This is a genomic window from Desulfopila aestuarii DSM 18488, assembly GCF_900143695.1.
Classification (GTDB): Bacteria; Desulfobacterota; Desulfobulbia; order Desulfobulbales; family Desulfocapsaceae; genus Desulfopila; species Desulfopila aestuarii.
On sequence record NZ_FRFE01000004.1, the window covers coordinates 81,698 to 107,848 of the forward strand.

Here is a 26,151-nt window from a genome sequence, read left to right on the forward strand (position 1 = left end):
ATTGAATGAGCTCTACACAGCTAAATCTATCTGCTGTACCGTTCCTACCGAACCGTCCTCCCGGATGAAAAGTCCAGTGTCACGAACCTGGCCCAAGAGCATGTTTTCTTCGTTTTTCAAAGAGAACGGAGTTGAGATGTGATTGAGATATATGGCCCCGATTCCCACCTCGCCTAGAGAGAAGAGCTGGTTCTCACCTGAGCTGTTCTTCGACCATATACGTAATTTATCAAATATGTTGTCATTCTCATCAATCCAGCCGTTGCCATCTTCATCATAGGTTGCCAGCTCTCCGAATCCACTGCCGGTGGTGGGCCCAAAGAGTTCACTACCATTGTTTATTTGGCCATCTTCGTTTTTATCAAGAGCAAGAAAACCACTACCTGGCTTGGTAAAAGCTATCTGGTCCTGTCTGCCGTCCATATCGATATCAAAGGCGAATGACGTCTGGGTCAATTCGGCAGAACTTCCGTTATAGTTGATAGTGAGAGGATCTTTCACCGCATCGCCTGCTCTTATGCTGACCTGCTGTTCCTGCATAAATTCACGGCTCATGTTCATCTGCACATTGAAATCGATTTGCATACCGTCCGCTGTGGTAATTTTACCATTTGCGTTGAAGCTAGTAGCTTCATACTCGTAATGCGACTGGTAGTAATCGTATTCCAAACCAAATCCTGCTGAGTCCCGTGCAGGTGCATCAACGGCCACTTCATTGTTACCTTCAGCTGCAGTCTCTGGAGCGACATCCTGGGGCAATTTAATATCCATTACCTTACCGGTTAAACGCTGGATCATCGCTCGCAATATCCTGATATTCAAATTGGCAATGTTTTTTTCCTCTTCCGGCACATCGGTGGCCACTGCTCTTTGAGGTTGTGCCGCCTGCGCCTGTTGAGAAAGAGCGATACGATCGGCATGACCAGCACGTCTACCCTTGCCGTGGTGACCAAACAGACTGTTGTCTTTTTCTCCTGTTGCATCAGGTCGTCTCTGCCACATCCGGAGACTCTCCATGCGCTTGTTCTTTTCTATTGCTGTATGTTCCGAATGAAGTTGAATAGAAGAATCCTGAATTATCATAACCGGCCCTCCTTGGCGTTATAGATACCGCAAATCCCGAAAGCCTTCCCTGACCGTCGAGCAGAATCCAGCTCTATCTGTCTCGACACTCTTTTTCACAAACTTTAGCTAAAAATGTTGACAGCCTCACATTATAGTATTTAATTAATTACCTATGGATCAGGATGCGTCCATACGACATCCAATTGATTTCGCGAAATTTGTAGATAAAAACGGCGGTCAATGAAGGTAATATTACAATCCTGACCAATAGAATGTCCCACTGTGTGGCAATTGACAACAGTGGTACACAACTGTAGATAGTCAATTTAATTATACATGGTTCTGGCTTTTCCCTCAGCTCTTACCATCAGCCAGAATATCACCCGTCACCCAGCGTTGTTTACCATGATAGAAACCCCAGCCGAACACATAGGCACCCTCTTTCGATTCTGTGCTCAGTCCATGCACTACCCGGAAGCGGACTGGTTTACCAATCAATATCTCGATAGTCTCTATCTGCTTCTTGATGCCCTGGATGCACGACAGGAAAAAGAATCGATTGAATTCACCATTGCCACCTCGGATGATCCGCTTGAAGACCTTCAGGTGGAATACACTCGACTCTTCATTAACGGAGTCCCCCACGTCATAGCCCCGCCATATGGCTCGGTGTACATTGACCGTTCCCTGCAAGGACTTCACGCCGAGAAAACACTCCGTTTCTATCGCAAACACGGCTATGATCTAAAAGACGATGCAGACCTCCCGGATCACCTGATTCATCAACTTGAATTTCTGGCGATACTTTCGGAAAAAAACGATGTCGCCGCATCAAACGATTTTCTTAGAACAATATTTCTTCCCTGGTTTTCCAGATTCGAGACGAGAGTACGACAGGAGGCAAAGCATCCCTTCTATTCCGTCATTGCACAACTCATAGATTATCTCACGAAGGAGGATGACGAACATGGCATTCAACTTGACGAGGCGTAGATTTCTCCAATCTGCCTCACTGGCCGCTGTTTCCGTTCCATTAGCCAAGGTTGTCTCTGCAGAGACGGGTTTGGTCGAATCACCCCTTGAGGCGAAAGGCTCATTGAAAGAAGAGACGGTACCGGGTGGCGTTTGCGAAATGTGTTTCTGGCGCTGCCAGCTGGTTGGCAAACGTCGTGAAGGCAGGCTCATTAAGCTTGAGGGCAACCCGAAATCTATCGACAACGGCTCCCAGATCTGCGCCAGAGGCAATGCGGGAATTCAACTGCTCTACGATCCGGATCGTTTGAAATACCCTTTAAAAAACGTCGGCGAACGTGGCAATCCTGTCTGGAAACGTATCAGCTGGGACGAAGCGCTGACGGAATGTACCACCCGCTTGAAAGGCGTGATTGATAAATACGGCCCCCAGGGAATCTCTGTTTTCCCTCACGGCTCAACGGCCAAATATCCGATGCATTTTTTTGAAAGAACGGTCGGAACCCATAATGTGAGCGAGGCCTCTTTTTTCCAGTGCCGCGGCATCCGCGATACTGCCTATTTGGCCACCATTGGCAAAGCCCCTGGCGAGAAAGTGGATATGCCAAATGCCAAAGCTATTCTTCTGGTAGGCTCGCATATAGGTGAGAACATCCACGTCTCCCACGTAAAAGCCTATATCCAGGGGCTGCAAAACGGCGCCAAACTCATTGTTGTCGACCCGCGTTATTCAGCTTCAGCCGCCAAGGCCGACATCTGGGTAAAGATCAAGCCAGGCACCGATACCGCATTTTTGCTCGCCATCATGAATTACCTTGTTCAGAACAAGAAATTCGATGCCGACTTCATTGATAATTACGCTGACGGTTTTGATGAGTTCGCGGCTGGTATTAAAGATTGGACCATTGAAAAAGCCGCTGCAGAGTGCGATGTACCTGCAGCCCAGATCAAAGAGGTTGCTGAACTGCTCGCTGCCAATGCACCTCATGTCAGTGTCCACCCTGGTCGTCACGTTTCATGGTACGGTAATGATTTCCAGAGGCAACGCTCCCTTGCCTGTCTCACCGCCCTTCTCGGTGCCTACTATGTGAAAGGTGGCTGGGTTCCTGGCAAGGGCCCGAAGGTTGGGGGCATCAGCTGGGCCAAGCATGATCACGGTGTTGAGCATAACCTGAACTACGATGAGGACGAAGAACGTCGTTATCCATATTCGCCTCCGGGAACACCTACCGAGCTTATCCGTGATGCCGCCCTTACCGGAAAGCCCTACCCCATCAAGGGGTGTGTCATCTGGGGACAGAATCCGATTCAGACCATTCCTGGTCAGGAGAAAATGAAGGAAGTCCTGAAGCAGATGGATTTCGTTATGTGTGTCGATGTTATGCCGACTGACGCAACTATGTGGGCGGATATTCTGTTGCCTGAGGTGAGCTACCTCGAGCGCTATGACCACATTCAGACGGGGACACAATGGGATTTCTCCGAGAAGAACCAGCAATACATCGCAGCTCGTATGCCGTTGGTTGAGCCGATGTTTGAGCGTAAGGACCAGGTATTCATTACGAACGCTATTGCCACAGGTCTTGGGCATAAAGAGGAGATTCCTGTTCAGACTGCCGAAGAAATGGTGGAGAAGAACCTTGCGGTTGCTGGTCTTTCCCTCAAGCAGCTTCGCGAAGAAGGCGGTATCCACATTCAGGAAGGTAAGGACCCGTATGGAGTTCCTGAAGATTTTGAAGTGCGCCTCTATAACGAGGACATTGAAGACTACGGATTTCCAGGTGTTCCTACGTATATTCCAGTTGAACAACCTCCTGCCGGTTATGCTCGCCTGTTATATGGACGCGTTCCGGTCCACACCTTCAACCGCAGCCAGAACAATGCCTGGCTCCATCAGGCAATGCCGTCCAATCCTGTTTGGATAAATGATGAGACCGCCAAAAAGATGGGCTTAAAAGATGGCGATACCGTCGGCCTGATCAACAGCGAAGGATTCAAATCAAGGACCACGACCACTGTCAAGGTTACCCCGGGTATCCGTAAGGATGCTGTGTATATGGCCCACGGTTACGGATCAACCAATCCGCTTTTAAGTGTTGCGGTCAATTCCGGCGTTGACGACCAAAGCCTTATCACCAAGATTGCAGTTGACCCGGAAACAGGCGCCCATGGCATGAGGAACAACTTCGTTAAACTGATTAAAGACGACAAGGTACTGGATATCCCGGCCTGATCATCTTCGACCATACTTCGTGTCCTATTGGAGAAAAGACTATGCAATATGCAATGATAATAGATCTCGAACGATGTGTAGGCTGCCACGCCTGCACCATCGCCTGCAAGGCAGAATGGGAGGTGCCGGTTGAATTTGGCCGTAACTGGGTCAGGCGCCTTGGACCGTCTCTTGTGAATAATGAAATGGCATCCACCTACTATCCTGGTCTTTGCAACCACTGCAAGGAACCGGCATGCGTACCCGAGTGTCCTGCCGATACCGTGGAGACGACCTTCACGAACCCCAAGACGGGGGAAAAAATAGTGCAGGAAATTGCCGCGACCTGGAAAGATCCGATCGATGGCACAGTTCAGGTTGATAAATCGCGATGCCTTGGTTGCGGTGCCTGCGCCGACGCCTGTCCGTATGGTGCGCGATATGTCAATCCGGCTCTTACTGACGATGTCTCCTCTGACGGTAAAATCGACAAATGCACGTTCTGCAAACCACGGGTCGATGCAGGAGCAACACCGGCATGCGTACAAACCTGCATTACCGGTGCGCGCATCTTCGGTGACCTGGATGATGATAAATCGGAAGTCGCTGCCTATGTAAAGAAACAGGCCAAAGGTATCGAGCCTAACGGCGGCAGTCTCGGGCCAAATGTGCTCTATTATGGCAAAAAGAAAGATATTGATCTGCTTTTTGCCACATCAACCCCTGAGCTTGCCGATCTTGGTATGGTACGCCGCAGATCCATGCTAGCCTCACTCGGCCGATCTGTCGAAAAGAGCGTTAAAAGCCTGGGTTTGCTCGGTATCGCCGGCAGCCTGCTCGCCGCTTCTGCAACACATGAGGATGACGATTCGAAATAAAACACAGCACAATTCGTAACAGTGTTGAAAAGAGGCCATAATCTCCTATTTGATTATGGCCTCTTTTTTTGTATTATCCGATCTCACAATCACCTCGCCCCAACTTTATAACCGGGGACATCACGAAACGAACTCAATAAAGGTAAATTATGAGTACTGACGATAAGAAGATCATCTATTCGATGATCAAGGTATCGAAATATTATGACAACAAGCCGGTCTTAAAAGACATCTCACTGTCCTATTTCTATGGCGCCAAGATCGGTGTTCTTGGACTTAACGGTTCAGGCAAGAGTACCTTGCTGAGGATTCTTGCCGGTGTCGACAAAGAATTCAACGGCAAAACTATCCTTTCTCCCGGCCTTACGGTTGGCTATCTTGAGCAAGAGCCGCAACTGCCTGCCGAAAAAACGGTGCGGGAGATTGTTGAGGAAGGTGTACAGGAGACGGTTGATCTGATTGCGGAGTTCAATCAGATTAACGAAAAATTCGCCGAACCAATGACTGACGACGAGATGAACGATCTGATCGACCGGCAAGCCAAGGTTCAAGAGAAACTTGACAACCTCAATGCCTGGGATCTTGACAGCCGTCTCGACATGGCCATGGACGCTCTACGATGTCCGCCAGCCGACTCTCTTTGCGGGGTACTCTCCGGCGGGGAAAAACGTCGTGTAGCCCTTTGCCGAATATTGTTGAGAAGACCCGACATCCTGCTTCTCGACGAACCGACCAACCATCTGGACGCAGAGTCTGTTGCCTGGCTTGAACACCATCTACAAGCTTATGAGGGCACAATCATCGCAGTTACCCACGATCGGTATTTTCTTGATAACGTCGCCGGCTGGATTCTTGAGCTTGATCGAGGGGTTGGTATTCCCTGGAAAGGCAATTACTCGTCCTGGCTGGAACAAAAGGAAAAACGGCTGGCGAACGAAGAGAAAAAGGAGAGCAGCAGACGAAAGACCCTCCAGCGCGAACTGGAATGGATCAAAATGTCCCCCAAAGGACGCCGCTCAAAATCAAAAGCCAGAATCAGTTCCTATGAGAAGCTGCTTGGTGAGGAAACAGAAAAGCTGGAAAGAGAGCTGGAAATTTTTATTCCTCCCGGTCCTCGGCTGGGCAAGGTGGTTATCGAAGCCGAAGGTGTTCGTAAGAGTTACGGCGACCGAATTCTGGTAGAGAATATGACCTTCAATCTGCCGCCGGGTGGTATTGTCGGTGTCATCGGTCCTAACGGTGCAGGTAAAACCACCCTGTTCAGGATGATCACTGAGCAGGAGCAGCCAGATTGCGGCACCATTAGAAAAGGTGAGACGGTCAAACTCTCTTATGTAGATCAGTCTCGTGACAATCTTGATCCAAATCAATCCATCTGGGAAGCGATCTCAGATGGCCAGGAGACCATCTGGCTTGGCAAGCGAGAGGTAAATAGCCGCGCCTATGTCGGCAAGTTCAATTTTTCTGGGTCGGATCAGCAGAAGAAAGTGGGAAATCTTTCCGGCGGGCAGCGTAATCGTGTGCATCTTGCAAAGATGCTGAAGGAAGGGGGGAACGTCCTGCTACTCGATGAGCCGACCAACGATCTGGACGTCAACACCCTACGGGCGCTGGAAGAAGCTCTGGAGAATTTTGGCGGCTGTGCGGTTATCATCAGCCATGACCGCTGGTTCCTGGACCGATTGGCAACCCATATCCTTGCCTTTGAAGGCAACTCCGAGGTCGTCTGGTTCGAAGGAAACTATTCCGATTATGAGAAGGACAAAAAAGCACGACTTGGGGCAGAAGCCGACCAGCCGCATCGAATCAAATACCGGCAGCTGACACGATAAGCTGCTTTTTTCACCTCCGTAGCACGCTGCGATATCCCAAATCCCGGTGTTTGCAGCGTGCTACAACCCTTCAACCTCCTGCAACATTTTCTCAAGCTTTCCGATCAGCTTTCCGGTTAAATCCAATTTGCCGGTCTTACCCTCGTCCTCAATGATCTTTGCAACTTCAGTAACGCCCTCGATACCGAGGCTGGAGGATGCACCTTTGATAGAGTGTGCAGCTCCGGTCACCTGTTTAACATTACCCGCAACCACGCCAGAGCGGATCAACTCCAGATCGTCAGCAAAAGATGTTTTGAAAATATCAATGAGTTCCTGCAGCAGCTCCTGGTCGTCGGCCGCCTGTTCCATGGCAAATTCTTTATTCCATTTCAATAAGGTCATGCGTCCTTTCTCCGCTCCGTTCTGTTTCTCGTTGGATATTTACCGATTCTGCATCTACCGTAATCGATGTTATCACCTATTCAGCAAAAAAAACAAATAGTATCAGGAGATACTGTTTGAATTATCCTCCAACAGTTATCTCTTTTTAACGCTCGGAGGCGCACTCAGGCAATCCTGGTAGATCCACCCGGCCTCTTCTCTCGATACAGAGCATGTGATCAACGATATTCACTACTGTTGAACCAAGACCTTCGTCTGCCGGGCCGCCGTCGATAATCCAACCCAGACGATCGCCGAAGTAATCTTTCACTTGCCTGGCTGTCCTGGCCGGTTCATGACTGGATAAATTGGCACTTGTGGCTGTTATTGGCCCACCTAGCTGTTCGATAATACGACAGGCAACGGGGTGTGGAGTCAAGCGGATACCAATAGTTCCGGTCCCTCCGGTTAATATATCAGAGATCTCGGGTCGTGCGGGAAAAACGAGAGTGAGCGGTCCGGGCCAGTAACAATCGATCAGCGAAAGATAGGGGAGAGGAATGGTTGCCGCAAATTTTTCAAGCTGTTCTAGCCGGGAGATGAGGACGAGTATTGGTTTATGTTGAGGTCGCTTTTTCAGGGTGAACAACTCCTGCAAGGCCATTTGGTTGCAGGGATCGACAGCAAGACCATAGTAGGTTTCGGTCGGAACAGCAACAACCTGCCCCGACCGGATCGCTTCTACAGCCCTACGGATATCTTCATCCGCAGGCGCTAATACAGCATTAACATTCTTCAACCCGTTTGGCCTTTTCTTCGACTTCCTGTACCATGTTCTCGCGAAAAGCTACAAGGCGGGAAGCAATTTCCGGATTTTCCAGGGCAAGTATTCTTGCCGCCAGTACGGCACCATTTTTTGCACCGGCCTTGCCAATGGCCATAGTGGCAACAGGAATACCAGGAGGCATCTGTACCGTCGCCAACAAAGCATCCATACCTTGCAACGGTGAGGCATCGAGGGGAATGCCGATGACCGGCAGATCGGTATGCGACGAGATAACACCGGCAAGATGGGCTGCCATCCCTGCTCCGGCAATGATAATCTTAAGTCCCCTTTCTTGAGCTGATCTGGCATAATTCATCGCCTTTTCAGGGGTACGGTGAGCAGAGGCAACGGTCATTTCATAGCTAATGCCCATTTCCTTGAAAAAGTCTGCAGCAGCTTTCATAACCGGAAGGTCTGAGTCACTCCCCATCAAGATACCAACGAGGGGCTTTTTCGCATCTTTCTGAAATCGTTTCATAGCTTTGGCGCCAATATCCCTTCGACAATAGCACCCTTCCCATTCTATGCAATCAACCGCCCTGTATGACGCGTCAATTGCGTTTTTCAGATCATCGCCAATGGCTGTCACACCGAGCACCCGGCCGCCATTTGAGACAGTATCGCCATCCTTATTAGCGGTACCTGCATGAAATACCATGACACCTGGCACTTTTGCAGCTTTTTTCAAACCTCGAATCGGCAAGCCCTTTCGGTATTCACCGGGATATCCTCCTGCAGCCAGCACCACGCATACTGTCGGCCGAGGGTCGACTTCCAATGCAATGGAGTCAAGCTTGCCATCAATAGCAGCGTCGAGGATATCTACAATATCGGTTTTTAAACGCATCAAGAGTGGCTGGGCCTCGGGATCACCAAACCGGCAATTAAATTCCAGAACATTGATGGAATCACCGTCTATCATCAGCCCGGCATAAAGCATACCTTTAAACGGTCTGCCTTCACTGGCCATCCCTTGAACCGTTGGCAGCATGACCTTTTCCATGACATATTTGCTGATCTCTGGGGTCACGATCGGAGCAGGCGAGTAGGCGCCCATGCCACCAGTATTCGGGCCTTTGTCATTTTCAAATATAGCCTTGTGGTCCTGGGAGGAAGGAAGAGGAAGAACAGTCTTTCCATCGGTAAAAGCAATAAATGAAGCCTCTTCTCCTTTGAGACAGGCTTCCACTAAAATAGTGTTGCCGGCTGACCCAAAAGCTTTGTCTTTTAAAATCATATCGACAGCTTCGTTCGCCTCTTCAATGGTTGAGGCAACAATGACGCCTTTTCCTGCCGCGAGCCCATCGGCTTTCACGACGATCGGTGCTCCGCATTTTTTGATATATGCCTTGGCCTTACTGCTGGTGGTAAAAACCTTGAATTCAGCGGTGGGGATATTGTATTTGGCGAGGAATTCTTTGGTGAACACCTTGCTTCCTTCCAAAATCGAAGCAGCCTTTGATGGTCCGAAAATGCGAAGACCGTTTTCTTCAAATCGATCAACAATACCTTCTACAAGAGATGCTTCCGGGCCAACCACGGTCAGATCTATTTTTTTGGCAAGAGCAAACTCAAGCAACTTGTCGATATCGGTCGCTCCAATATCGACACATTTTGCCATTTTTTCGATACCCGCATTTCCTGGAGCGCAGTAAATTTTTTCAACACGGGGACTCTGGTTGATTTTCCAGACAAGGGCATGTTCCCTGCCTCCTGAACCTACGACAAGTATTTTCATATCAGTGACTCCAGTATTTTTAAATGACGCAACACTGCCTAGTTTACTATCATGCGAATACGGCAATATCTATACGCAGTTTTTTGCACATTGACAAATCGAGGTTGAACCATTAATGAATGAATAACCATTCAGTAGTTTTTACTTCTCAATCAAGTGAGATAACGTACCCGGACAACCAGGCTCCCCTCAGGAATGAAAGCTGTCGACAAACACGCACGGATCATTAGCGCAGCAACGAAAGTCTTTGCTAAAAAAGGCTTTTTCGTTGCCAGAATATCCGATATTGCCAAAGAAGCCAAGGTTGCAGACGGTACAATATATCTCTATTTCAATAATAAATATGACATATTAATCTCTGTCTTTGAGGAAGAAATCGGAAAACTCGTTCTCCAGGCTCAGAAAGCACTCGAGAAAGAAACCAGTCCTCAGAAGATGCTGGAGATTTTTGCCGCAAGACACCTTGCGGCCATGAAGAAAAACAAAAACCTTGCAGAAGTCATCCAGATTGAGTTGCGGCAAACTAATAAAATTATAAAGGATTACCGAAACAAAGCCTTTCTTGAATATATCGATATTGTAGCAGAAATTATACGCTCCGGGCAACGAGACCAGGTATTCCGCGACGATATCAATCCCGAGTTGGCCAAACGTATTTTCTTTGGCGCCCTTGATGAAATATCAAGAGTCTGGAACATCTCCCTGGAGAGCCACTATACCGTTGACGAGATCACCAATCAGGTGCTGCTCATTTTCCTGAGTGGCTTAAGAAACGAAGCGACGCAGTAACAGGGCAATGCAGAGGAGGAAGGGAATCTTCCTCCTCTGCATTGTAACATCTTTTATTCAAAGGTCGATTTCTCAATCTCCATGACTTCAAATTCTCGGTTACCACCGGGAGTGACCACAAGTACCTCATCTCCCACTTCCTTTCCGAGAATGGAACGACCAATCGGTGACATTACCGAAATCGACCCCTTCTTCACGTCAGACTCTTCTGGGCCCAACAACTGATAGGTTACCTCCTCGTCGCTGTCGAGATCTAGAAGGGTGACAACTGTACCGAAAACTGCCTTATTTGTACTCACTTTCGAGCAGTCGATGACTTCCGCCCGTGAGAGTTTATCTTTTAACTCCAGAATGCGTCCTTCGATGTGACCCTGCCGCTCCTTGGCCGCGTGGTATTCAGCGTTTTCTTTGAGATCTCCATGCTCTCTGGCCACTTCAATAGCCTTGACCACTTCAATACGATCTACTTTTTCCAACCGGCTCAATTCTTCTTTCAGCCTCAAGTGTCCGGCTTTAGACATCGGAATACGTTCAACCATGGTATTTTCTCCATAAAAAAAAATTCCTGCCAGGTCATTCCTCCCCGGGCAGGAAAACAGTGCATTACGTTTGGCACTACCAGCGATACATAAGGGACACGGCGGCACTCTCTTCCCTGTAGTCATCACTTTCAGTATAAAACAATCTACCTTTTACTAAGAAATTGCTGCCGATTTCAAGGAAAATATTGGCTCCACCACCAATGGTGAAGTCCAATTCGGATTCATATCCGACAGAGAGATCAAATGAATATGAGCTTGGTGGGCGCTCAATCTCTTCTGGATTGTTGAGCAGATGCTGAACTTTGATAGAGAAAAGATGTTGCCAATACTCATCTGGACTCCAATAAGGGAGAACAGTCTCTACGGTAGGGCCACCATCAGCAACAACAGCCGTATCATCATCTCTGTTTGTTAATATCTCATAACTGTATTTCATCTCATAGGTGGTTAAATCGTCGAAAATGGAATACGAGCCAAAAAAGAAAAGTCGGTTCTGGGTATTATTGTCCTCATACCAGAGTCGCTCTAACTCGCCACCAATAGTAAAACCTTTAGTTCCCTCAAGAACCAGACCTCCAATAATGCTGTTGGTGGTAAACCCAGTATCGACAGCCTCAACTGTATCGTCTATGAGCTCTTGATTTACTTCAAGATAACCCGAAAGAAGTGGATCAAATTTCCGATTAAGGCGGGCCGAAAACGTCACCGATGAGTCACTATCAGAGTCAAGTATCTGCAAACCTGAATCGAGTTCAATTGAGGTACGTTCATTAAACTTGTAGCGGCTGGAAACTGAAAAAAGTCGCCCATCAACGCTTTGACCTCCGCCTTCGGCAGGTTCAAAAAACAACTCGCTATAACCAAATTGCAGGCTGCTGTTGAGACTCGGTAAATACTGAAAACTCACACCAGCACTCATTTTTTGCAGATTAATAAGATTTTCCCTGCCGCTTTTTTCAAGATATTCGTAATTCAGCCCAAGTGTTGGGGCGAGCGCTACCTTGTTACGTTCAATGGATTCCTGCAATTCAGGTGCACTCTCACCTCTTTTTTCAAGAGAGCTATAGACCTCAGCCTGTTTGCCATATTCTCCAAGTCGCTCATATATTTTAGCCAGATCTTTGAGACTTTCAGTAGATTGACCTTGTTCAGCGTTTTTCCGATACTGCGTTTCCGCCACTGTGTACTTGTTTTCTTCAAGTGCTTTACGGGCTAAGAATTCACTGCCAACTAGCCGTTCCCATCTATAGCTGTCATAGAGTCTGGCGGCTGTAGAGCCTTCCAGAGTTCGAGATTGTGCCAGGAAGCCTTCATCTCCCTGCAACTGGTTCAATTTATCGAACCAATCGGGTTCGTCATAGCCGAACATTTTCCAAAATGTTTGTTCTTCCTGCTCCTGCCACGCGACACGAACTCCTTTCGTTGACATTTCATCACGGTATTTACTCCGTACTGAAGGGTGCAAAAGACTCTCGTAAATTTCGAAGGAGTCAGCCTTCTGGTTGGTGGCATACAGTGCGCGAGCCTGCAAAAGTTTGAGCTCAAACGGTAGTGTTGCAAATGGCTGATTGCTCAGTTCGGCAAGAACAGCTTTATTATGACCCTGTTTGGACTTGACCTGTAAATATTGAACATAGAACCATGACTCTTCGGGGTTTTTCTGGTGCAGCTCATAAAAAGCATCGGCTGCCAACCCAAATTTGCCAGCATTCTTCAAAAGAATGGCCAAAGCCACCCGGCTTCGCATTGAGGCAGGATACAATCTTTGAGCCTCCTGGAGAAAACTGATAGCCGCTGCCTCCTTGCCAAGTATCTTGGAAGCTTCGGCAAGACGAAGCAGCTCTGTCACCCCTCCTTTATGGTTTTCCCTGCCGGGAAGATTGGTTATCAGCGCTTCCGGATTCACCGTTCCGTTACCGGCTGCTATGTATTTGACCAATCGCATTTCAGCCGGTGGATTGCCGTTCTTCTCATATCGGCGAACAAGGTCAAGGCAGCTTTTTTTATTCCCAATTTTAAGATACAGGCGACACAATTCCAGTTCGAGGCGTAGAAGCTCTTCATCAGTATCGCTCGGATGAACTGCTGCTTTCTTTCGGTAACCCGTAAGATAATTTTCCAATTCTGTTTGAGCAGCGGCACTTCGCCCTTCTTTCACGAGAAGATGAACATAGGAGAGAAAAAACGCACGGCCATCTTCTCCATAACTGGTCTTCCAACCACTATTTTCTGATTTTTCCGTGTAATAGTTGAAAAGTGTTTTTCCATCTTCACCCGCTCCAGCCAGAAGTGCGTCTTCAATCAAATCCGCAAAAATTGCTGGGTCTTTGTCGCGGCCTTCTACTAACTGGGTTCTGAGAATACGTTCAGCCTGGTAAAGCCGCTCCATAGTCATCAAATCCCTGGCACGGTCAAGAAGCAGAGCTTTGCGGGTGGAGATACTGAGCCAGGACTGGTCAAGAATTTGACCAGCCACCACATCGGCAGCTGTAAACTGGCCGCTAAGTCGCAAGCCATTATAATAAGACTGGTACAGAGGCAGGCGTTTTTGTTGCAAACTGCCATTAAAGAGTGGTCTTGAAAGTTCCTGCATTGCCTCCATAGATCCAAGCCGACCTGCAAGTTCAAGGCACTCGAGCCGAAGTTTATCATTATTGGGTCGCAGGACCATGGCATGCATCAAAGTGGTGAGAGCTGCGATATCGTAACCAATTTGCAGTTCCAATTCACCTTTGTCTCTATAGAACTGGTAAGTAAGATATCTTGCACTTGTGATGTTTTCATACATCAGATAAGCAGCTTCAGGCCGTCCCGTTGCCAGGTAGAGTTCTTTTAATCGTAAAGCAAGCTCTTCGGAATTATTACCTGGTTGACGGTAGATAATTTCCAAAACCTGAATAAGCGATTCTCTCTTATCCTGCTTTTCAAGCTTTTCTGCCATTATACGAAATATCTCAAGCCGATGCGCGGTAAAATGAGAAAGGTCTTGCCATAAGAGTTCGGCGCCATCATTTTCGACGATGGCCAGAAGCTGGTCGGCAATCTGTTGCCTTGCCGTATTGAGCTCGGCTGAAACAGTTTGGTCATGAGGATTCAGCTGCAGATATCGTTCATAATAGGGTAAAGCCCTGTCAGCTCTTCCCTGATCCTTCATATATATTCTTGCTGCCTCCAATAACAAGGCAGAATTATCGTTTTCTTTGCCATCTACAAGGGCTAGCAAATGCGGCAAAGCCTCACCACTTTCAGCTGTCTTCCGGTAATGAGTGAGCAACTGTCGGTGATATTCATCATTTTCAGGATCTACCAGGAGTAATTTTTTCCACAGCGGTGCAGCTTTATCCTCCTGACCCGTAGCGGCAAACACCCTTGCAGCCTCGTCAAGAGCATCTCTATTTCCCTTTTCTCCGTCAATGAGAGCACTGTAATACTCCCTGGCCTTATCATCGTAACCAAGCTCATGAGCCAATCTGGCGATGTCGTGTAACAATTCAGGATCATTAGCCGTTCGTTGTCGCAATTGCTCCATCAAAACGAAGGCGTTTTCCTTTCTATCGAGTCCTATTAACCCGGTAATGAGTCCACGCAGTATCACAACCCCCTGCTCCCCTTCAGGCTGGCGCGAATAAGCCTGCCCAAGATAGCGCACAGCCCTATTATATTCTCTGATATCAAGCGCAACCTTACCTGCAAGGACCAGGTAATCGATACGGTTAGGGTTGAGTTCTATGAGACTTTCGAGAAGTGTGGTTGCCTCCTGATATCTTTTTAACTGCACAAGCAGTTGGCTAAATTCCCAACTGGCTTCCTCAATTTGCGGTTTTTCCCGCAAGACCATCTCATAAAACTTCGCTCCACCTTGCAAGTTGCCTTTTCGTACCGCGTCGCGGCCCATATCCCAATGCAGTTTCCATTGGGGGAGCAAAGGATTATCCAAGGGAACGATTTCTCGTTGAAAGGTGATTTCTGCGTGAAGTATAACGGGCACAGCAAGAGTTGCCGCCAAGGAGGCAATACACAAGTGACTGCAGAACTGTTTTCTGAGTCTGGATGATGCCATGGTCAGCGCCTTTGCCGGGTGTTGGAAGAAATAGAACGGAATCGCCCAGTCGAAAGCGGAGCTGACAACCGGGCGATATAGAAACAGACTTACTTATAAAAACGAGCTATTGTTTCAACTACATACATTTGCATTTCATCTGTCAGTTCAGGATAGATGGGCAGCGCGATTGTTTCAGCTGCGGCCTGTTCGGCATGCGGCATGGATGGCTGAGGATCGGTGCCAAGGCAATCCTGCCTGTGTAATGGAACTGGGTAATAAATTTCACAACCAATATCATTTTTCAGCAACCAATCACGAAGTGCATCCCTCTGTTCAACCCGAATAATATACTGATTATATATGTGGCTCATGGCGCCACTTTCTCGTTCCCGATCTGCATAAACGGCAACAGGCAAGACGACCTTTGATGATGCAGTCAAACCGCTTTCGCCAAAGAGTCGATTATATAGCTCAGCATTTGCTCTGCGCCCTTTATGCCAGTTATCAAGATGACGCAGTTTTACCCGAAGCGGCGCCGCCTGGATGGCGTCCAAACGAAAATTGCCTCCAACCATCGAATGATAGTATTTAGGGTGAGCGCCATGGTTGCGCAACAATTCAATTTTTTTAGCAAAGCTTTCATCCTGGCATGTCACCATGCCGCCATCACCTACACCCCCTAGATTTTTGCTGGGGAAAAAGGAAAAGCAGCCGGCTAGGCCCATGGCACCGGCCTTTTTCCATTGAACATTACCATCAATGGTCATTGGATATGCTGTCCCGATCGCCTGGGCGGCATCCTCAATGACTGGTAGGTCATACTCTTCGGCAATCTTCATGATTGCTGTCATATCTGCACATTGACCGTATAGATGCACCGGTATTATTGCCTTGATTTTTTTCTTCGTATCGGCAGCAAGGACCTCCCGCATCTTTTCCGGATCGATATTAAAGCTCACCGGATCGATATCGGCGAAAACCGGTTTGGCCCCAAGACGCAACACGACCCCCATGGTGGCAAAAAAGGAGTAAGGAGTTGTCAGCACTTCGTCCCCAGGACCAATATCAAGCGCCATGAGTGCAACTAACAGCGCGTCGGTCCCACTGGATACTCCAACACCAAAATTTGCTCCAGAATACGTTGCGACCTCCTCTTCGAGCCCAACAACTTCAGGACCATGAATATATCGGGTTGAGCGCAGCACCCCGGTCACAGATTCAACTAATTCATTTTCAAGAGTGGCAAACTGCGCCTGTAAATCAAGCAAAGGTACTTTCATGATAGTCAGTAGGTGGGAAGATTGTTATGTATTGTTGGAAAATGTGGCCTATTTAGTTCATGGAGCTGGTGATTAGTCTTTTGAACTGATAACGATCTTCTCGCCATCAAAGAAATCGACAATATCTGGCATCTCCGACTCGATATATTTCTTCATCTTCTTTAAGAGATTCACCTCGATCTGCCGCACGCGTTCACGCGAAATGGCAAATCGGTCAGCAATATTCTGCAGAGTCATCGGTTCATCGGTCAGGAGCCGCTCTTCAAGGATCATTTTTTCCTTGTCATTCAGCTTGTCTTTCAGCACTTCAAGCAGATCTGCCAGTTTGGCCCTGATCTCCTTGCCGGCAACTGTCGATTCGATATTCGGACCATTACTCGGGATGAAGTTTTTCTGTTCATCCTCTGAGTCTGAACGCAAGGGACTTTCCAGTGAAACATCCCAGTTGTCCATGCGTTGACTCATCTCCACCACTTCACGTTCCTTGACGTTCAGCCGCTCGGCGAGAAGCTTCGGCTCAGCCTGGAATCCTTGGGCTTCAAGGAGTTTACGTTCTTTGTTAAGGCTAAAAAAGAGCTTACGCTGGGCCTGGGTTGTGCCAATTTTCACCAGACGCCAATTGTCCATAATAAATTTCAGGACATACGCCCGAATCCAATAGGCGGCATAATACGAGAATTTTACACCTCGATAGGGGTCAAATTTCTTGGTGGCCTGAACAAGCCCCACGTTGCCTTCCTGGATGAGATCCATGAAATTCTGCATCCAGTATTTTTGGAAATCCATGGCAACTTTGACCACAAGTCGCAAGTTCGAGGAAACGAGGCGATAGGCGGCTTCCTGATCTCCGTGCTCACGAAAACGAATAGCCAGCTCGTCCGTTTCCTCCCGTGAAAGCAGCTCATATTGACTTATTTCCTGCAGATAGCGGTGAAGTGCAGGATTACTGAGCGCGGGAAGATTTTCATCTTCATCAATGGACACAAGTTGCTGCCCATGAAAATCGTTATCGGGAACGTCTTCTTTTTCGTCCTCAAATTCAATCTCTAAATCTACGGAACTCTTACTCATATGTATCAGTCTCCGACTGTTTTTTTACTGCGGCTGTTGAAAAAGACTATAATTTTACCTTCCTGTGGTGAAAGTGCAATCATATTATACAAACCACTGCCTGAAAGTGAGAAATATGCTACTATTGATCATGACGTGAAGAAGGGCTGGAAATGCGGAAAATTGTGTTTTATTCTTAACTTTTTTATGCTATTAACAACGGTCTTTCACTCTTTCCGCTTAATGAGTATACCCCTTTGCTTGTGATTTTACCAATTACACCCGATGAAACATATACGAAACTTTAGCATCATTGCTCACATAGACCATGGCAAGTCAACCCTCGCCGACCGGATGATCCAGCTTTGCAGCGGTATTTCTGCTCGAGAGTTCAAGGATCAGTTCCTCGACAGCATGGACATTGAACGAGAGCGCGGCATCACCATTAAAAGCCAGACTATTTGCTTGCCGTTCAAGGCCCGTGATGGCCAGGAATATGCACTCAATCTGGTCGACACGCCTGGCCATGTTGACTTCAGTTATGAGGTTTCACGCGCACTCACCTCCTGCGAAGGCGCGTTATTGCTGGTTGATGCGGCTCAAGGCGTTGAAGCACAGACCCTGGCAAATCTCTATCTTGCCATGGAGAATGATCTGGAGATCATCCCGGTAGTCAACAAGATAGACCTGCCGTCCGCAGAGCCCGAGAAGGTTGCACTGCAGATTGAAGAGGACCTCGGCCTTGATGCGGAGATGACTCGCTATTGTTCGGCCAAAACCGGTGAAGGTGTTCAGGAAATTTTGGAGAGTATCGTCTCCTTTCTTCCACCGCCGGAGGGTGATCCCAAAGCAGAACTGCAGGCACTCATCTTTGATGCGAATTACGATGCGTTCCGCGGCACCATCATATCCGTCCGTATTGTGAACGGGACACTCCGACAGGGCGATACCATCCGGTTCATGTCAAACGATGCCGAATATCGTGTTGAGGAAGTAGGTACCTTCAGAATTCAGCGACAGTCTGAAAAAACACTCTCAGCCGGAATGGTCGGCTATATTATTGCAGGCATCAAAAGTGTCCAGGATGCCCGCCCTGGTGACACAATCACCCTGCGCGACCGGCCATGCGCAAAAGCACTCCCCGGCTTCAAGGAAATCCAACAGGTGGTTTTTTCTTCTATCTATCCGATTTCCACCGACGATTATGAAGACCTGGCGGCAGCTTTGGAAAAGTTGCAGCTCAACGATGCAGCTCTCACTTTCCTCAAAGATTCTTCAGCCGCTCTCGGCTTCGGCTTTCGCTGTGGCTTTCTTGGACTACTTCACCTTGAAGTGGTACAGGAACGCCTTGAGCGTGAATTCGATGTCTCGCTCATCCTGACTGTTCCGTCTGTTCGTTACAAATGTTTTTTAAAAGACGGCTCCCTGCAGGAAATAGATAACCCCGCCTACTATCCGGACCCAGCAAACATCGATTATACTGAAGAGCCGTATATCAAAGCCACTATCCTGATGCCGGATCGGTACATGGGCTCGGTGATGAATCTCTGCATGGAGCGGAGAGGCGAAAATACCACCTATCATTACCCAACCCCGGGGAGGATCGAACTCAGTTGCGAAATCCCCCTGGCCGAGGTTATATATGATTTTTATGATCGACTCAAATCGATCACCCAGGGCTATGGCTCATTTGACTATTCGTTGATCGACTATCGAAAAAGCGATCTCGTCAAACTCGACATCCTGGTTAATGGCGAGCGCGTAGACGCCCTCTCCCAGCTTGTCCATCGTAACAATGCCAGGGCCCGTGGCCTCCACGCCTGTGAGATGTTGAAAGAAGAAATCCCACGCCAGATGTTCAAGATCGCCATTCAGGCTGCTATAGGTGGCAACGTTATCGCGCGTACCACCATTTCGGCACTCAGAAAGGATGTTACCGCCAAATGTTATGGTGGTGACATAACACGTAAGAGAAAGCTGCTGGAAAAACAAAAAGCTGGAAAGAAACGGATGAAGACCGTCGGCAATGTCGATATACCCCAGACAGCGTTTCTGGCAGTTCTGAAGTCTGATCAGAAATAGATTTTAGCCACACTGCATAATGATCATCAGGGCCGCACCGTTGAAAAACGCTGTGGCCCTTTTTTATTGTACTTATTCGGCACCACTCTTCGCCCTGCCCTGCACCACAAGCCCGGCAATGATAAAGACCAATCCCCAAAGTGTTGACGGCAGAATTTTCTCACCCACCAGGAAATAGATAAAAACAAGCGACAGAAAAGGTGACAGAAAAATGAGGTTGGCAATTCTGGCAGTATTATTGGTGAGTTTCATGGCCGCAAGCCAGAAGAGAAAAGAGATCCCCATCTCAAAAAAACCTAAATAAACAGCACCCGCCAGTCCAAGAGGGGCAACCGCACGCAACGGCTCGAATAGCACCATATAAAGACCGATGAAAGGCACGGCGCAAAGAAAATTCATGAATAACCCAACCACAGGATCTCGGCTGTCACGAGTATTGCCGATCCAATAGAGTGCCCAGAAAACAGTGGAGAGAAGAGCAAGAAACACCCCAAACGGATTGTCAAAATGCAGTTCCAGCAACTTTCCGCCAGTTGAGATGACAATTACACCGAAATAGCTGATAAAAATGGCGACCAGCTGCATCCGTCCCAAACGTTGTCCCAATAGCGGCACAGATAACAGTGATAACGTTATGGCCCAGGTGTAATTGATAGGTTGCGCTTGCTGGGCCGGCAACAAGTCATACGCCTTAAACAAAATCAGATAATAGAGAAAAGGATTCAACAGACCAAGCTTTACGGCAAGTAGCCATTCCGCTTTGCCCATTTCTCTTAGGAGATGGATTTTTTTTTGGCTCACTAGAATAATGGCCAAAAGCAGGCAGGAGGTGAGAGAACTGTAGAATACCAGCTCAACGGGGGAAATGAAACGAAGCGACAGTTTACATGCACTGGCAACTGTCGACCACAAACCTATAGTCGCAAGGCCGTAGATATACGCTCTGCCCTGTCTGGTCATATTGCTTGCTTCTCCATGCGTATCCCCTTATTTGTTATGCAGGTAAACTCAATACATCAATCAAGCTGAAAAACCAAAAGAATATCCAACGATATAAAACACAATCGGGGGATTGTTTCCTCTTCTATTTTTGCAAACATGAAAAGGAATTCCCCCGATAATAACGTCACAGGCAAGATTTTGCCTTCTACCTTACCCCTGTTTCTATTCCTCGTTCATAAAGGGATACGCAAAGTTTGTTGGCGGAACAAAGGTCTCTTTCACCGTTCGTGGTGAAACCCACCGCAGAAGATTACTCATTGCACCAGCCTTGTCGTTTGTTCCTGAAGCCCTGCCGCCACCAAATGGTTGCTGGCCAACAACAGCGCCGGTGGGCTTGTCATTTATGTAGAAGTTACCAGCAGCATTTTCAAGTCGGCTAATGGCCACAGACGCAGCCTGACGGTCTCGAGCAAAAATAGCACCGGTCAATCCGTAAATCGAGGATGTGTCACACAGCTCAAGAGTCTTGTCGAAATCGGCGTCTTCATAGACATATATGGTGAGGACCGGTCCAAAAATCTCTTCAACCATGGTTTTAAAGTGAGGATTCCTGGCAAGTATCACCGTGGGCTCAATATAATATCCGACGCTGTCGTCATACCCGCCACCGATAAGAATCTCTCCACCATCATTCTCTTTCGCGTAGTCGATATATTGAGTTATGTTTGAAAAGGCGTGTTTGTCTATCACCGCACTGACGAAATTCCTAAAATCAGTAGTCGGTCCCATTTTAATCTTACCAATATCTCGCCTCAGCAGGCTCTCGACCTGTGGCCAGAGTGACCGTGGAATATACGCCCTGGAAGCTGCAGAGCATTTCTGGCCTTGATATTCAAATGAACCACGAACCAGAGCAGTGGTAAGTTCTTCTACATTTGCTGAAGCATGGGCGAAAACAAAATCCTTACCGCCTGTTTCACCGACCAGACGAGGATATGCATGGTAGCTGGCAATATTTTCACCGATCAAGCGCCACATTTTCTGGAATACCGGGGTGGAACCAGTAAAATGAACACCTGCGAGATGCGGGTCGGCAATGCAGATGTCGCCAACCGAAGCACCCGATCCAGGAACAAAGTTGATGACACCCGCAGGCAGGCCAGCTTCTTCGAGAATGCGTATAAAAAGGTACGGAGTGTAAACCAACGAAGATGCAGGCTTCCAGACCACGGTGTTACCCATGATGGCTGGTGCTGTAGGCAGATTCCCGGCAATTGCAGTAAAATTGAACGGGGTTACTGCAAAGACAAAACCTTCGAGAGGCCGGTACTGAAGATAGTTCCAGACTCCAGGTGACGAGATTGGCTGATTTTTATAGATCTGCTCGGCAAAGTAGACATTAAATCGCAGGAAATCGATCAATTCACAGGCTGCATCAATCTCTGCCTGAAACGCAGTCTTGCCTGCACTCAGCATTGCACCGGCATTTAACTGGTATCGATATTTACCAGCCAATAGCTCCGCAGCTTTTAAGAAAATTGCACAGCGCTCTTCCCAGCGCATGGCCTGCCAGTCATTTTTGGCGGCGAGTGCAGCATCAATCGCCATTTGCACTTCTTCCGGACCAGCCTTCTGATAGGTTGCCATCACCTTCTGGTGATCGTGTGGCATCACAACTTTGCCTGTATTACCGGTACGAATCTCTTTACCGCCAATGACCAGTGGTATATCCAGTACGACTTCACTCATTTCGGCAAGAGCACGCTTAAGACTTTCTCGCTCATTCGTACCCGGTGCATAGTCGTAAATCGGCTCATTGATTGGTTTAGGGACGTTGATAATTGCATTATTCAATACATTCATTAATTCTTTCCTCATGTATATATTTTTTCATATAGGTCTGGGCTCAAGGTCGGGTGGGATAACCTAAAACGCCATTGGTCTTCGTTTCAGCTTTCTTAAAAATAGCCTTGATAATAACACCTGCCATCGCCGGGTTGAGTAACCAAACCACTGTTTACCAATTGGCACATAAACTCTCATACGATAACCACCATCAACATAAGGGTGTTGATCCGTGCGGTCTACCTGGGTTGGATAGTAAAAAGCTATGCATCGGGAACTCAATATTCAATGTTGTATCCATCACACATGAGCGGCCAACAAATCTTTATTTTGCTAGGGACCAACAGGGCATGCTGTATTTATTATAAAATAACAAGCATATAAATAGCTACAATGCACAAAACTGCATTTGTATACAATCAATGGACACAATCAATACGCCAACACCCATCCTCTTGTCAACGCTTTTATTACTGCACGCAACATACAAGTAGTTTTTCAGGATGGTTGCGACCGATGAGAACTCGCAATATCTGTCATGGTCTGCTACATTGAATCGATACATCGTAAGTAGGTCCAACATGACTGTTCATCATTCCAGTGACATAAGCTTCTGGACAACTCCCAGCGACAGACAGATGTGAAAATTCCATTTTCTTCCTTTACCATCACTTCACGGCTCCTTCTGTTGCTTTTGGTCTTCGTTCTCACATTCTACGGAACTCTGGTGAACGTCTTTGTCCACATACAGCAGATGATGAACATATCTGAGCAAATAGTAAATATAAACAACAAGATATCAACACAATCAAAGTTGCTTATCGAGCAACTTTTGGAGATGGATGATCTCGCCAGAAAACATGGCCTGGTTCAGAGCGTTCTCTATCGAGACCAGTTCGCGTCCTCTCAGTTGGCCTTTACCACCGGCCTGCAATCGATCAGTCATCTTTCTGCCCGTGGCTACACTGCACCCGCCGTATTTTCTCTTTTCCTTGAAGAATACACCGCATATTCCCTTAAGGCACAAAAGGCTAAAGAAAAAAATCCTGACATCATCATCTGGGTAGACAAAAACACCGTCAACAGTTGGCTCGCCAAACTCGATCAATTTCGCGACAACAACCAGGCCGATATTGAAAAGAACCTCCTGCGTATTCACAACCTCACGCAAAAAGCCACAAGAAACGGTTTATTGGGTCTGGTACTCTCGATCTGCATTTCCCTCATCGGGATATGGTATATAGCAGGGTCCATTATTACTCCCTTAAAACAACTGACAAGAGGGCTCCGAAATCTACCACATGGCGGGCAGGCAAATATTATTCATGTCAGCGCTTCACACGAGTTTCAGGATCTGGCCACTGCCTACAACGAGATGCATTCGGAATTACAGGAACAGGAAAGCCTGCGTGCCGATTTTATAGCTGCCCTGAGCCATGAAATTCGCACCCCGCTCTCATCTATCCAGGAGTCGGTCAATATGCTGACCGAGGAATTACTAGGGGAAATCAACGAAAAGCAACGGAAATTTCTCACCATTTCGTCTCAGGAGCTTGCACGCATTACAGGGCTGCTCAACCAGTTGATGGATGTCTCCATGCTTGCCTCACCCACATACGAGCAGAAGATTGCCCGTCAGATAGACCCACGTCGCATGGTATTAAACTGTATCGCCGCACTTGGCGCTTTTTCCGCCCAAAATAACGTGAATATAGTAGAAAAATGCCAGCCCAACTGTGGAGTAATTCAAGGTCGTCCCGAGGAATTCCAACAGGTGCTTATTAACATTTTAGGGAATGCCATTAAGTTTTCACCTGCCGGCAGTGAAATAACCATTCAGGTGGTCAAAAATGAGAAAAAGGAACAGGTTGTGTTTAAAATAAGCGACCAAGGGCCAGGCATTCCTGAAAGTGAACGTTCTCTTATCTTTAAAAAATATTATCGCAGCACATCGGTACGTAAACATATGAACGGCGTAGGTCTCGGCCTCTATATATCCAGCAGAATCATCCACACCATGGGTGGTAGCATTGAAGTCGAAAACAATCCCGAAGCTGGTTGCACCTTTTCGATAAGCGTGCCTTCCGCCTAAGGATTACCTGCAGATGTCTGCTATATTGTTTGATGGATTCCCATCAGCGTAGGAAGGAATTTTCACTATGAGCAAGAATCAATATTCTCTTTTAATTGTTGATGATGATATCAATATTCTCGAAGTGCTCGATGCGCGGCTTACCGCGGCCGGCTACACCACCTATAAAGCAGCTGACGGCATGACCGCCCTCACCATTTTGGGTACCAAAAACATTGACCTGGTGGTTTCCGATGTAAAAATGCCGAACATAAGCGGTCTGCAGCTCTTTCATGAGATTGAATCGGTTCGTCCCGGTCTACCTGTTATCTTTCTTACCGCCTACGGCTCTATACCAGAAGCAGTAAGCGCTGTTCAGGCAGGCGCAATTGACTATCTCACAAAGCCCTTTGACGGTAAAACACTCGTGGGTAAAATTCGTCATTGCCTCGCCAATTTGCCAACAAAGAGCGAAGTTGAATCTCCCCTCGCAGACACAAACCACGGTGGCTTCATCTGGGGCAGAAGCCCCCGGATGGCTGAACTGCGCAATATGGTGATGCGAGTTGCCGCCAGTAAGGTTAACACGCTTATCCTTGGTGAAAGCGGTGTCGGAAAAGAATGTATCGCCAGAGCCATCCACAGACATAGCGAACGTAGCAACGGCCCTTTTGTCGTTATCGACTGCGGATCCACCCCTGCAGGCATCCTGGAAAGCGAACTCTTCGGTCACACTCGAGGCGCTTTCACCAGTGCAGTATCCGATAAAAAGGGTTTGATTGAAGCAGCCCATGGCGGCACCTTGTTTCTTGATGAAATAGGAAACATTTCGCCGGAAATGCAACATAGGCTCCTCCGTTTTCTTGAAGAAAAAATCATTCGAAAAGTTGGCTCTGTTGAAGAACAGCATATAGAATGCCGCGTCCTGGCTGCCACCAACGCCAATATAGTTGAGGATGTGGAGTTGGGAAAATTCCGCCAGGACCTCTACTACCGTCTCCGGGTTGTTACCCTGAATATCCCTCCTTTACGAGAGCGACAGGAAGATATCGAAACGTTGGTCCGTTTTTTCGTGGAGAGTCACTATACTGTGCACAACCTGCCACCGGTCACAATTCCAGACGAGACCATGCGCTGGATACGTCAATACAGTTGGCCGGGGAATGTCCGACAGCTGCGTAATGCACTTGAAGCAGGAGTTGTTCTCTGTGCCGACAATATCCTCAGAGTTACCGACCTCCAACTCGAGACCGATCCTTCATTACAGAAACACAGTGGTTCAGAAGTGATTGCCACAGAGCCATTTTCCCTCGAAACGAGTGAAAAAGAAGCTATTATTCGCGCCCTCAAAGCCACAAATGGCGTTCAAATAAAAGCTGCCGCTTTACTCAACATCAGTAGAAGGTCAATGCACGACAAAATCAAAAAATATGAGATAATACCATCTGATTACAAATAGATAAAATTTACGTCACGATTCAGTATCATTCCGATGCCAAAGGACATATCTGACTATGGCTGGCGTCGGGATAGGGGCGACGACACATGAAAAGCAGCACCCGCACTTGAACAGGTTCGTTACATTTCATATAGTACAGAGAATTGCTTAAGTTTCATGGACT

General features: G+C 47.6%; 18 protein-coding genes. 8 read left to right on the forward strand and 10 right to left on the reverse strand.

The features are described 5' to 3' along the window. Positions 1-12: 12 nt before the first annotated feature. Complete coding sequence (locus BUF15_RS05440) at positions 13-1,083, reverse strand: hypothetical protein (protein ID WP_073612449.1); 1,071 nt, start codon at positions 1,081-1,083, stop codon at positions 13-15. Positions 1,084-1,470: 387 nt separating this feature from the next. On the opposite strand from BUF15_RS05440, the gene BUF15_RS05445 reads away from it, so the two are divergent. The 4 genes from BUF15_RS05445 to ettA all read left to right on the forward strand — a co-directional run bounded on the left by BUF15_RS05445 (position 1,471) and on the right by ettA (position 6,959). Next, positions 1,471-2,058, forward strand: a complete 588-nt coding sequence (locus BUF15_RS05445) for a TorD/DmsD family molecular chaperone (RefSeq protein WP_159441228.1) — start codon at positions 1,471-1,473, stop codon at positions 2,056-2,058. After that, on the forward strand, positions 2,033-4,270 hold the full coding sequence (locus tag BUF15_RS05450; RefSeq protein ID WP_073612451.1) for a molybdopterin-containing oxidoreductase family protein: 2,238 nt from the start codon (positions 2,033-2,035) through the stop codon (positions 4,268-4,270). The genes BUF15_RS05445 and BUF15_RS05450 overlap by 26 nt, the downstream gene beginning before the upstream one ends. 41 nt (positions 4,271-4,311) lie before the next feature. Further along, entirely contained in the window at positions 4,312-5,127 is an 816-nt protein-coding gene (locus BUF15_RS05455) for a 4Fe-4S dicluster domain-containing protein (protein WP_073612452.1), read from the forward strand. Positions 5,128-5,276: 149 nt separating this feature from the next. After that, positions 5,277-6,959: an energy-dependent translational throttle protein EttA gene (gene ettA / locus BUF15_RS05460; RefSeq protein WP_073612453.1), complete on the forward strand. Its 1,683-nt coding sequence runs from the start codon at positions 5,277-5,279 to the stop codon at positions 6,957-6,959. Between the two features lie 60 nt (positions 6,960-7,019). Here ettA and BUF15_RS05465 read toward each other — a convergent pair whose 3' ends face one another. From BUF15_RS05465 to purD, 3 genes are all read right to left on the reverse strand, one after another. Then, entirely contained in the window at positions 7,020-7,343 is a 324-nt protein-coding gene (locus BUF15_RS05465; protein WP_073612454.1) for an Hpt domain-containing protein, read from the reverse strand. Positions 7,344-7,488: 145 nt separating this feature from the next. Further along, positions 7,489-8,121 carry an L-threonylcarbamoyladenylate synthase gene (locus tag BUF15_RS05470; protein ID WP_073612455.1) on the reverse strand — a complete coding sequence of 211 codons (633 nt, stop codon included), beginning with the start codon at positions 8,119-8,121 and terminating at the stop codon, positions 7,489-7,491. Further along, positions 8,108-9,886: a phosphoribosylamine--glycine ligase gene (gene purD / locus BUF15_RS05475; protein ID WP_073612456.1), complete on the reverse strand. Its 1,779-nt coding sequence runs from the start codon at positions 9,884-9,886 to the stop codon at positions 8,108-8,110. The genes BUF15_RS05470 and purD overlap by 14 nt, the downstream gene beginning before the upstream one ends. A 195-nt stretch (positions 9,887-10,081) precedes the next feature. Between purD and BUF15_RS05480 the strand changes: the two genes are divergently transcribed. Then, a complete protein-coding gene (locus BUF15_RS05480) occupies positions 10,082-10,675 on the forward strand; it encodes a TetR/AcrR family transcriptional regulator (RefSeq protein ID WP_073612457.1) in 594 nt (197 codons plus the stop codon). A gap of 53 nt (positions 10,676-10,728) precedes the next feature. Here the strand turns inward: BUF15_RS05480 and greA are convergent, their stop codons facing one another. The 4 genes from greA to BUF15_RS05500 all read right to left on the reverse strand — a co-directional run bounded on the left by greA (position 10,729) and on the right by BUF15_RS05500 (position 17,610). Then, on the reverse strand, positions 10,729-11,214 hold the full coding sequence (greA, locus tag BUF15_RS05485; protein ID WP_073612458.1) for a transcription elongation factor GreA: 486 nt from the start codon (positions 11,212-11,214) through the stop codon (positions 10,729-10,731). Between the two features lie 76 nt (positions 11,215-11,290). Continuing rightward, a complete protein-coding gene (locus BUF15_RS05490) occupies positions 11,291-14,158 on the reverse strand; it encodes a tetratricopeptide repeat protein (RefSeq protein ID WP_159441229.1) in 2,868 nt (955 codons plus the stop codon). Positions 14,159-15,366: 1,208 nt separating this feature from the next. After that, complete coding sequence (locus BUF15_RS05495; protein WP_073612460.1) at positions 15,367-16,539, reverse strand: DegT/DnrJ/EryC1/StrS family aminotransferase; 1,173 nt, start codon at positions 16,537-16,539, stop codon at positions 15,367-15,369. A gap of 72 nt (positions 16,540-16,611) precedes the next feature. Further along, positions 16,612-17,610 carry a sigma-70 family RNA polymerase sigma factor gene (locus tag BUF15_RS05500; RefSeq protein ID WP_073612461.1) on the reverse strand — a complete coding sequence of 333 codons (999 nt, stop codon included), beginning with the start codon at positions 17,608-17,610 and terminating at the stop codon, positions 16,612-16,614. Between the two features lie 264 nt (positions 17,611-17,874). Here BUF15_RS05500 and lepA point away from each other — a divergent pair, with 264 nt between their 5' ends. Continuing rightward, a complete protein-coding gene (gene lepA, locus BUF15_RS05505) occupies positions 17,875-19,671 on the forward strand; it encodes a translation elongation factor 4 (RefSeq protein WP_073612462.1) in 1,797 nt (598 codons plus the stop codon). 72 nt (positions 19,672-19,743) lie between these two features. On the opposite strand, the gene BUF15_RS05510 is transcribed toward lepA, so the two are convergent. Both BUF15_RS05510 and pruA read right to left on the reverse strand, forming a co-directional pair. After that, the gene (locus BUF15_RS05510; protein ID WP_073612463.1) at positions 19,744-20,631 is read right to left on the reverse strand and encodes a DMT family transporter; all 888 of its coding nucleotides are present in this window, start codon (positions 20,629-20,631) and stop codon (positions 19,744-19,746) included. A 204-nt stretch (positions 20,632-20,835) separates the two neighbouring features. Next, on the reverse strand, positions 20,836-22,476 hold the full coding sequence (gene pruA / locus BUF15_RS05515) for an L-glutamate gamma-semialdehyde dehydrogenase (protein ID WP_073612464.1): 1,641 nt from the start codon (positions 22,474-22,476) through the stop codon (positions 20,836-20,838). Positions 22,477-23,098: 622 nt separating this feature from the next. Here pruA and BUF15_RS05520 point away from each other — a divergent pair. Both BUF15_RS05520 and BUF15_RS05525 read left to right on the forward strand, forming a co-directional pair. Continuing rightward, on the forward strand, positions 23,099-24,550 hold the full coding sequence (locus BUF15_RS05520; protein ID WP_073612465.1) for a HAMP domain-containing sensor histidine kinase: 1,452 nt from the start codon (positions 23,099-23,101) through the stop codon (positions 24,548-24,550). 67 nt (positions 24,551-24,617) lie between these two features. Further along, complete coding sequence (locus BUF15_RS05525) at positions 24,618-25,988, forward strand: sigma-54-dependent transcriptional regulator (RefSeq protein WP_073612466.1); 1,371 nt, start codon at positions 24,618-24,620, stop codon at positions 25,986-25,988. The last annotated feature ends 163 nt before the right edge of the window (positions 25,989-26,151 follow it).

Coding starts and splice junctions, on each gene's coding strand:
- lepA (WP_073612462.1), top strand. CDS start 17,875: ATGAAACATATACGAAACTTTAGCATCATTGCTCACATAGACCATGGC.
- BUF15_RS05465 (WP_073612454.1), bottom strand. CDS start 7,343: ATGACCTTATTGAAATGGAATAAAGAATTTGCCATGGAACAGGCGGCC.
- BUF15_RS05440 (WP_073612449.1), bottom strand. CDS start 1,083: ATGATAATTCAGGATTCTTCTATTCAACTTCATTCGGAACATACAGCA.
- greA (WP_073612458.1), bottom strand. CDS start 11,214: ATGGTTGAACGTATTCCGATGTCTAAAGCCGGACACTTGAGGCTGAAA.
- pruA (WP_073612464.1), bottom strand. CDS start 22,476: ATGAATGTATTGAATAATGCAATTATCAACGTCCCTAAACCAATCAAT.
- BUF15_RS05525 (WP_073612466.1), top strand. CDS start 24,618: ATGAGCAAGAATCAATATTCTCTTTTAATTGTTGATGATGATATCAAT.
- BUF15_RS05450 (WP_073612451.1), top strand. CDS start 2,033: ATGGCATTCAACTTGACGAGGCGTAGATTTCTCCAATCTGCCTCACTG.
- BUF15_RS05500 (WP_073612461.1), bottom strand. CDS start 17,610: ATGAGTAAGAGTTCCGTAGATTTAGAGATTGAATTTGAGGACGAAAAA.
- BUF15_RS05490 (WP_159441229.1), bottom strand. CDS start 14,158: ATGGCAGAAAAGCTTGAAAAGCAGGATAAGAGAGAATCGCTTATTCAG.
- purD (WP_073612456.1), bottom strand. CDS start 9,886: ATGAAAATACTTGTCGTAGGTTCAGGAGGCAGGGAACATGCCCTTGTC.
- BUF15_RS05480 (WP_073612457.1), top strand. CDS start 10,082: ATGAAAGCTGTCGACAAACACGCACGGATCATTAGCGCAGCAACGAAA.
- ettA (WP_073612453.1), top strand. CDS start 5,277: ATGAGTACTGACGATAAGAAGATCATCTATTCGATGATCAAGGTATCG.
- BUF15_RS05445 (WP_159441228.1), top strand. CDS start 1,471: ATGATAGAAACCCCAGCCGAACACATAGGCACCCTCTTTCGATTCTGT.
- BUF15_RS05510 (WP_073612463.1), bottom strand. CDS start 20,631: ATGACCAGACAGGGCAGAGCGTATATCTACGGCCTTGCGACTATAGGT.
- BUF15_RS05495 (WP_073612460.1), bottom strand. CDS start 16,539: ATGAAAGTACCTTTGCTTGATTTACAGGCGCAGTTTGCCACTCTTGAA.
- BUF15_RS05455 (WP_073612452.1), top strand. CDS start 4,312: ATGCAATATGCAATGATAATAGATCTCGAACGATGTGTAGGCTGCCAC.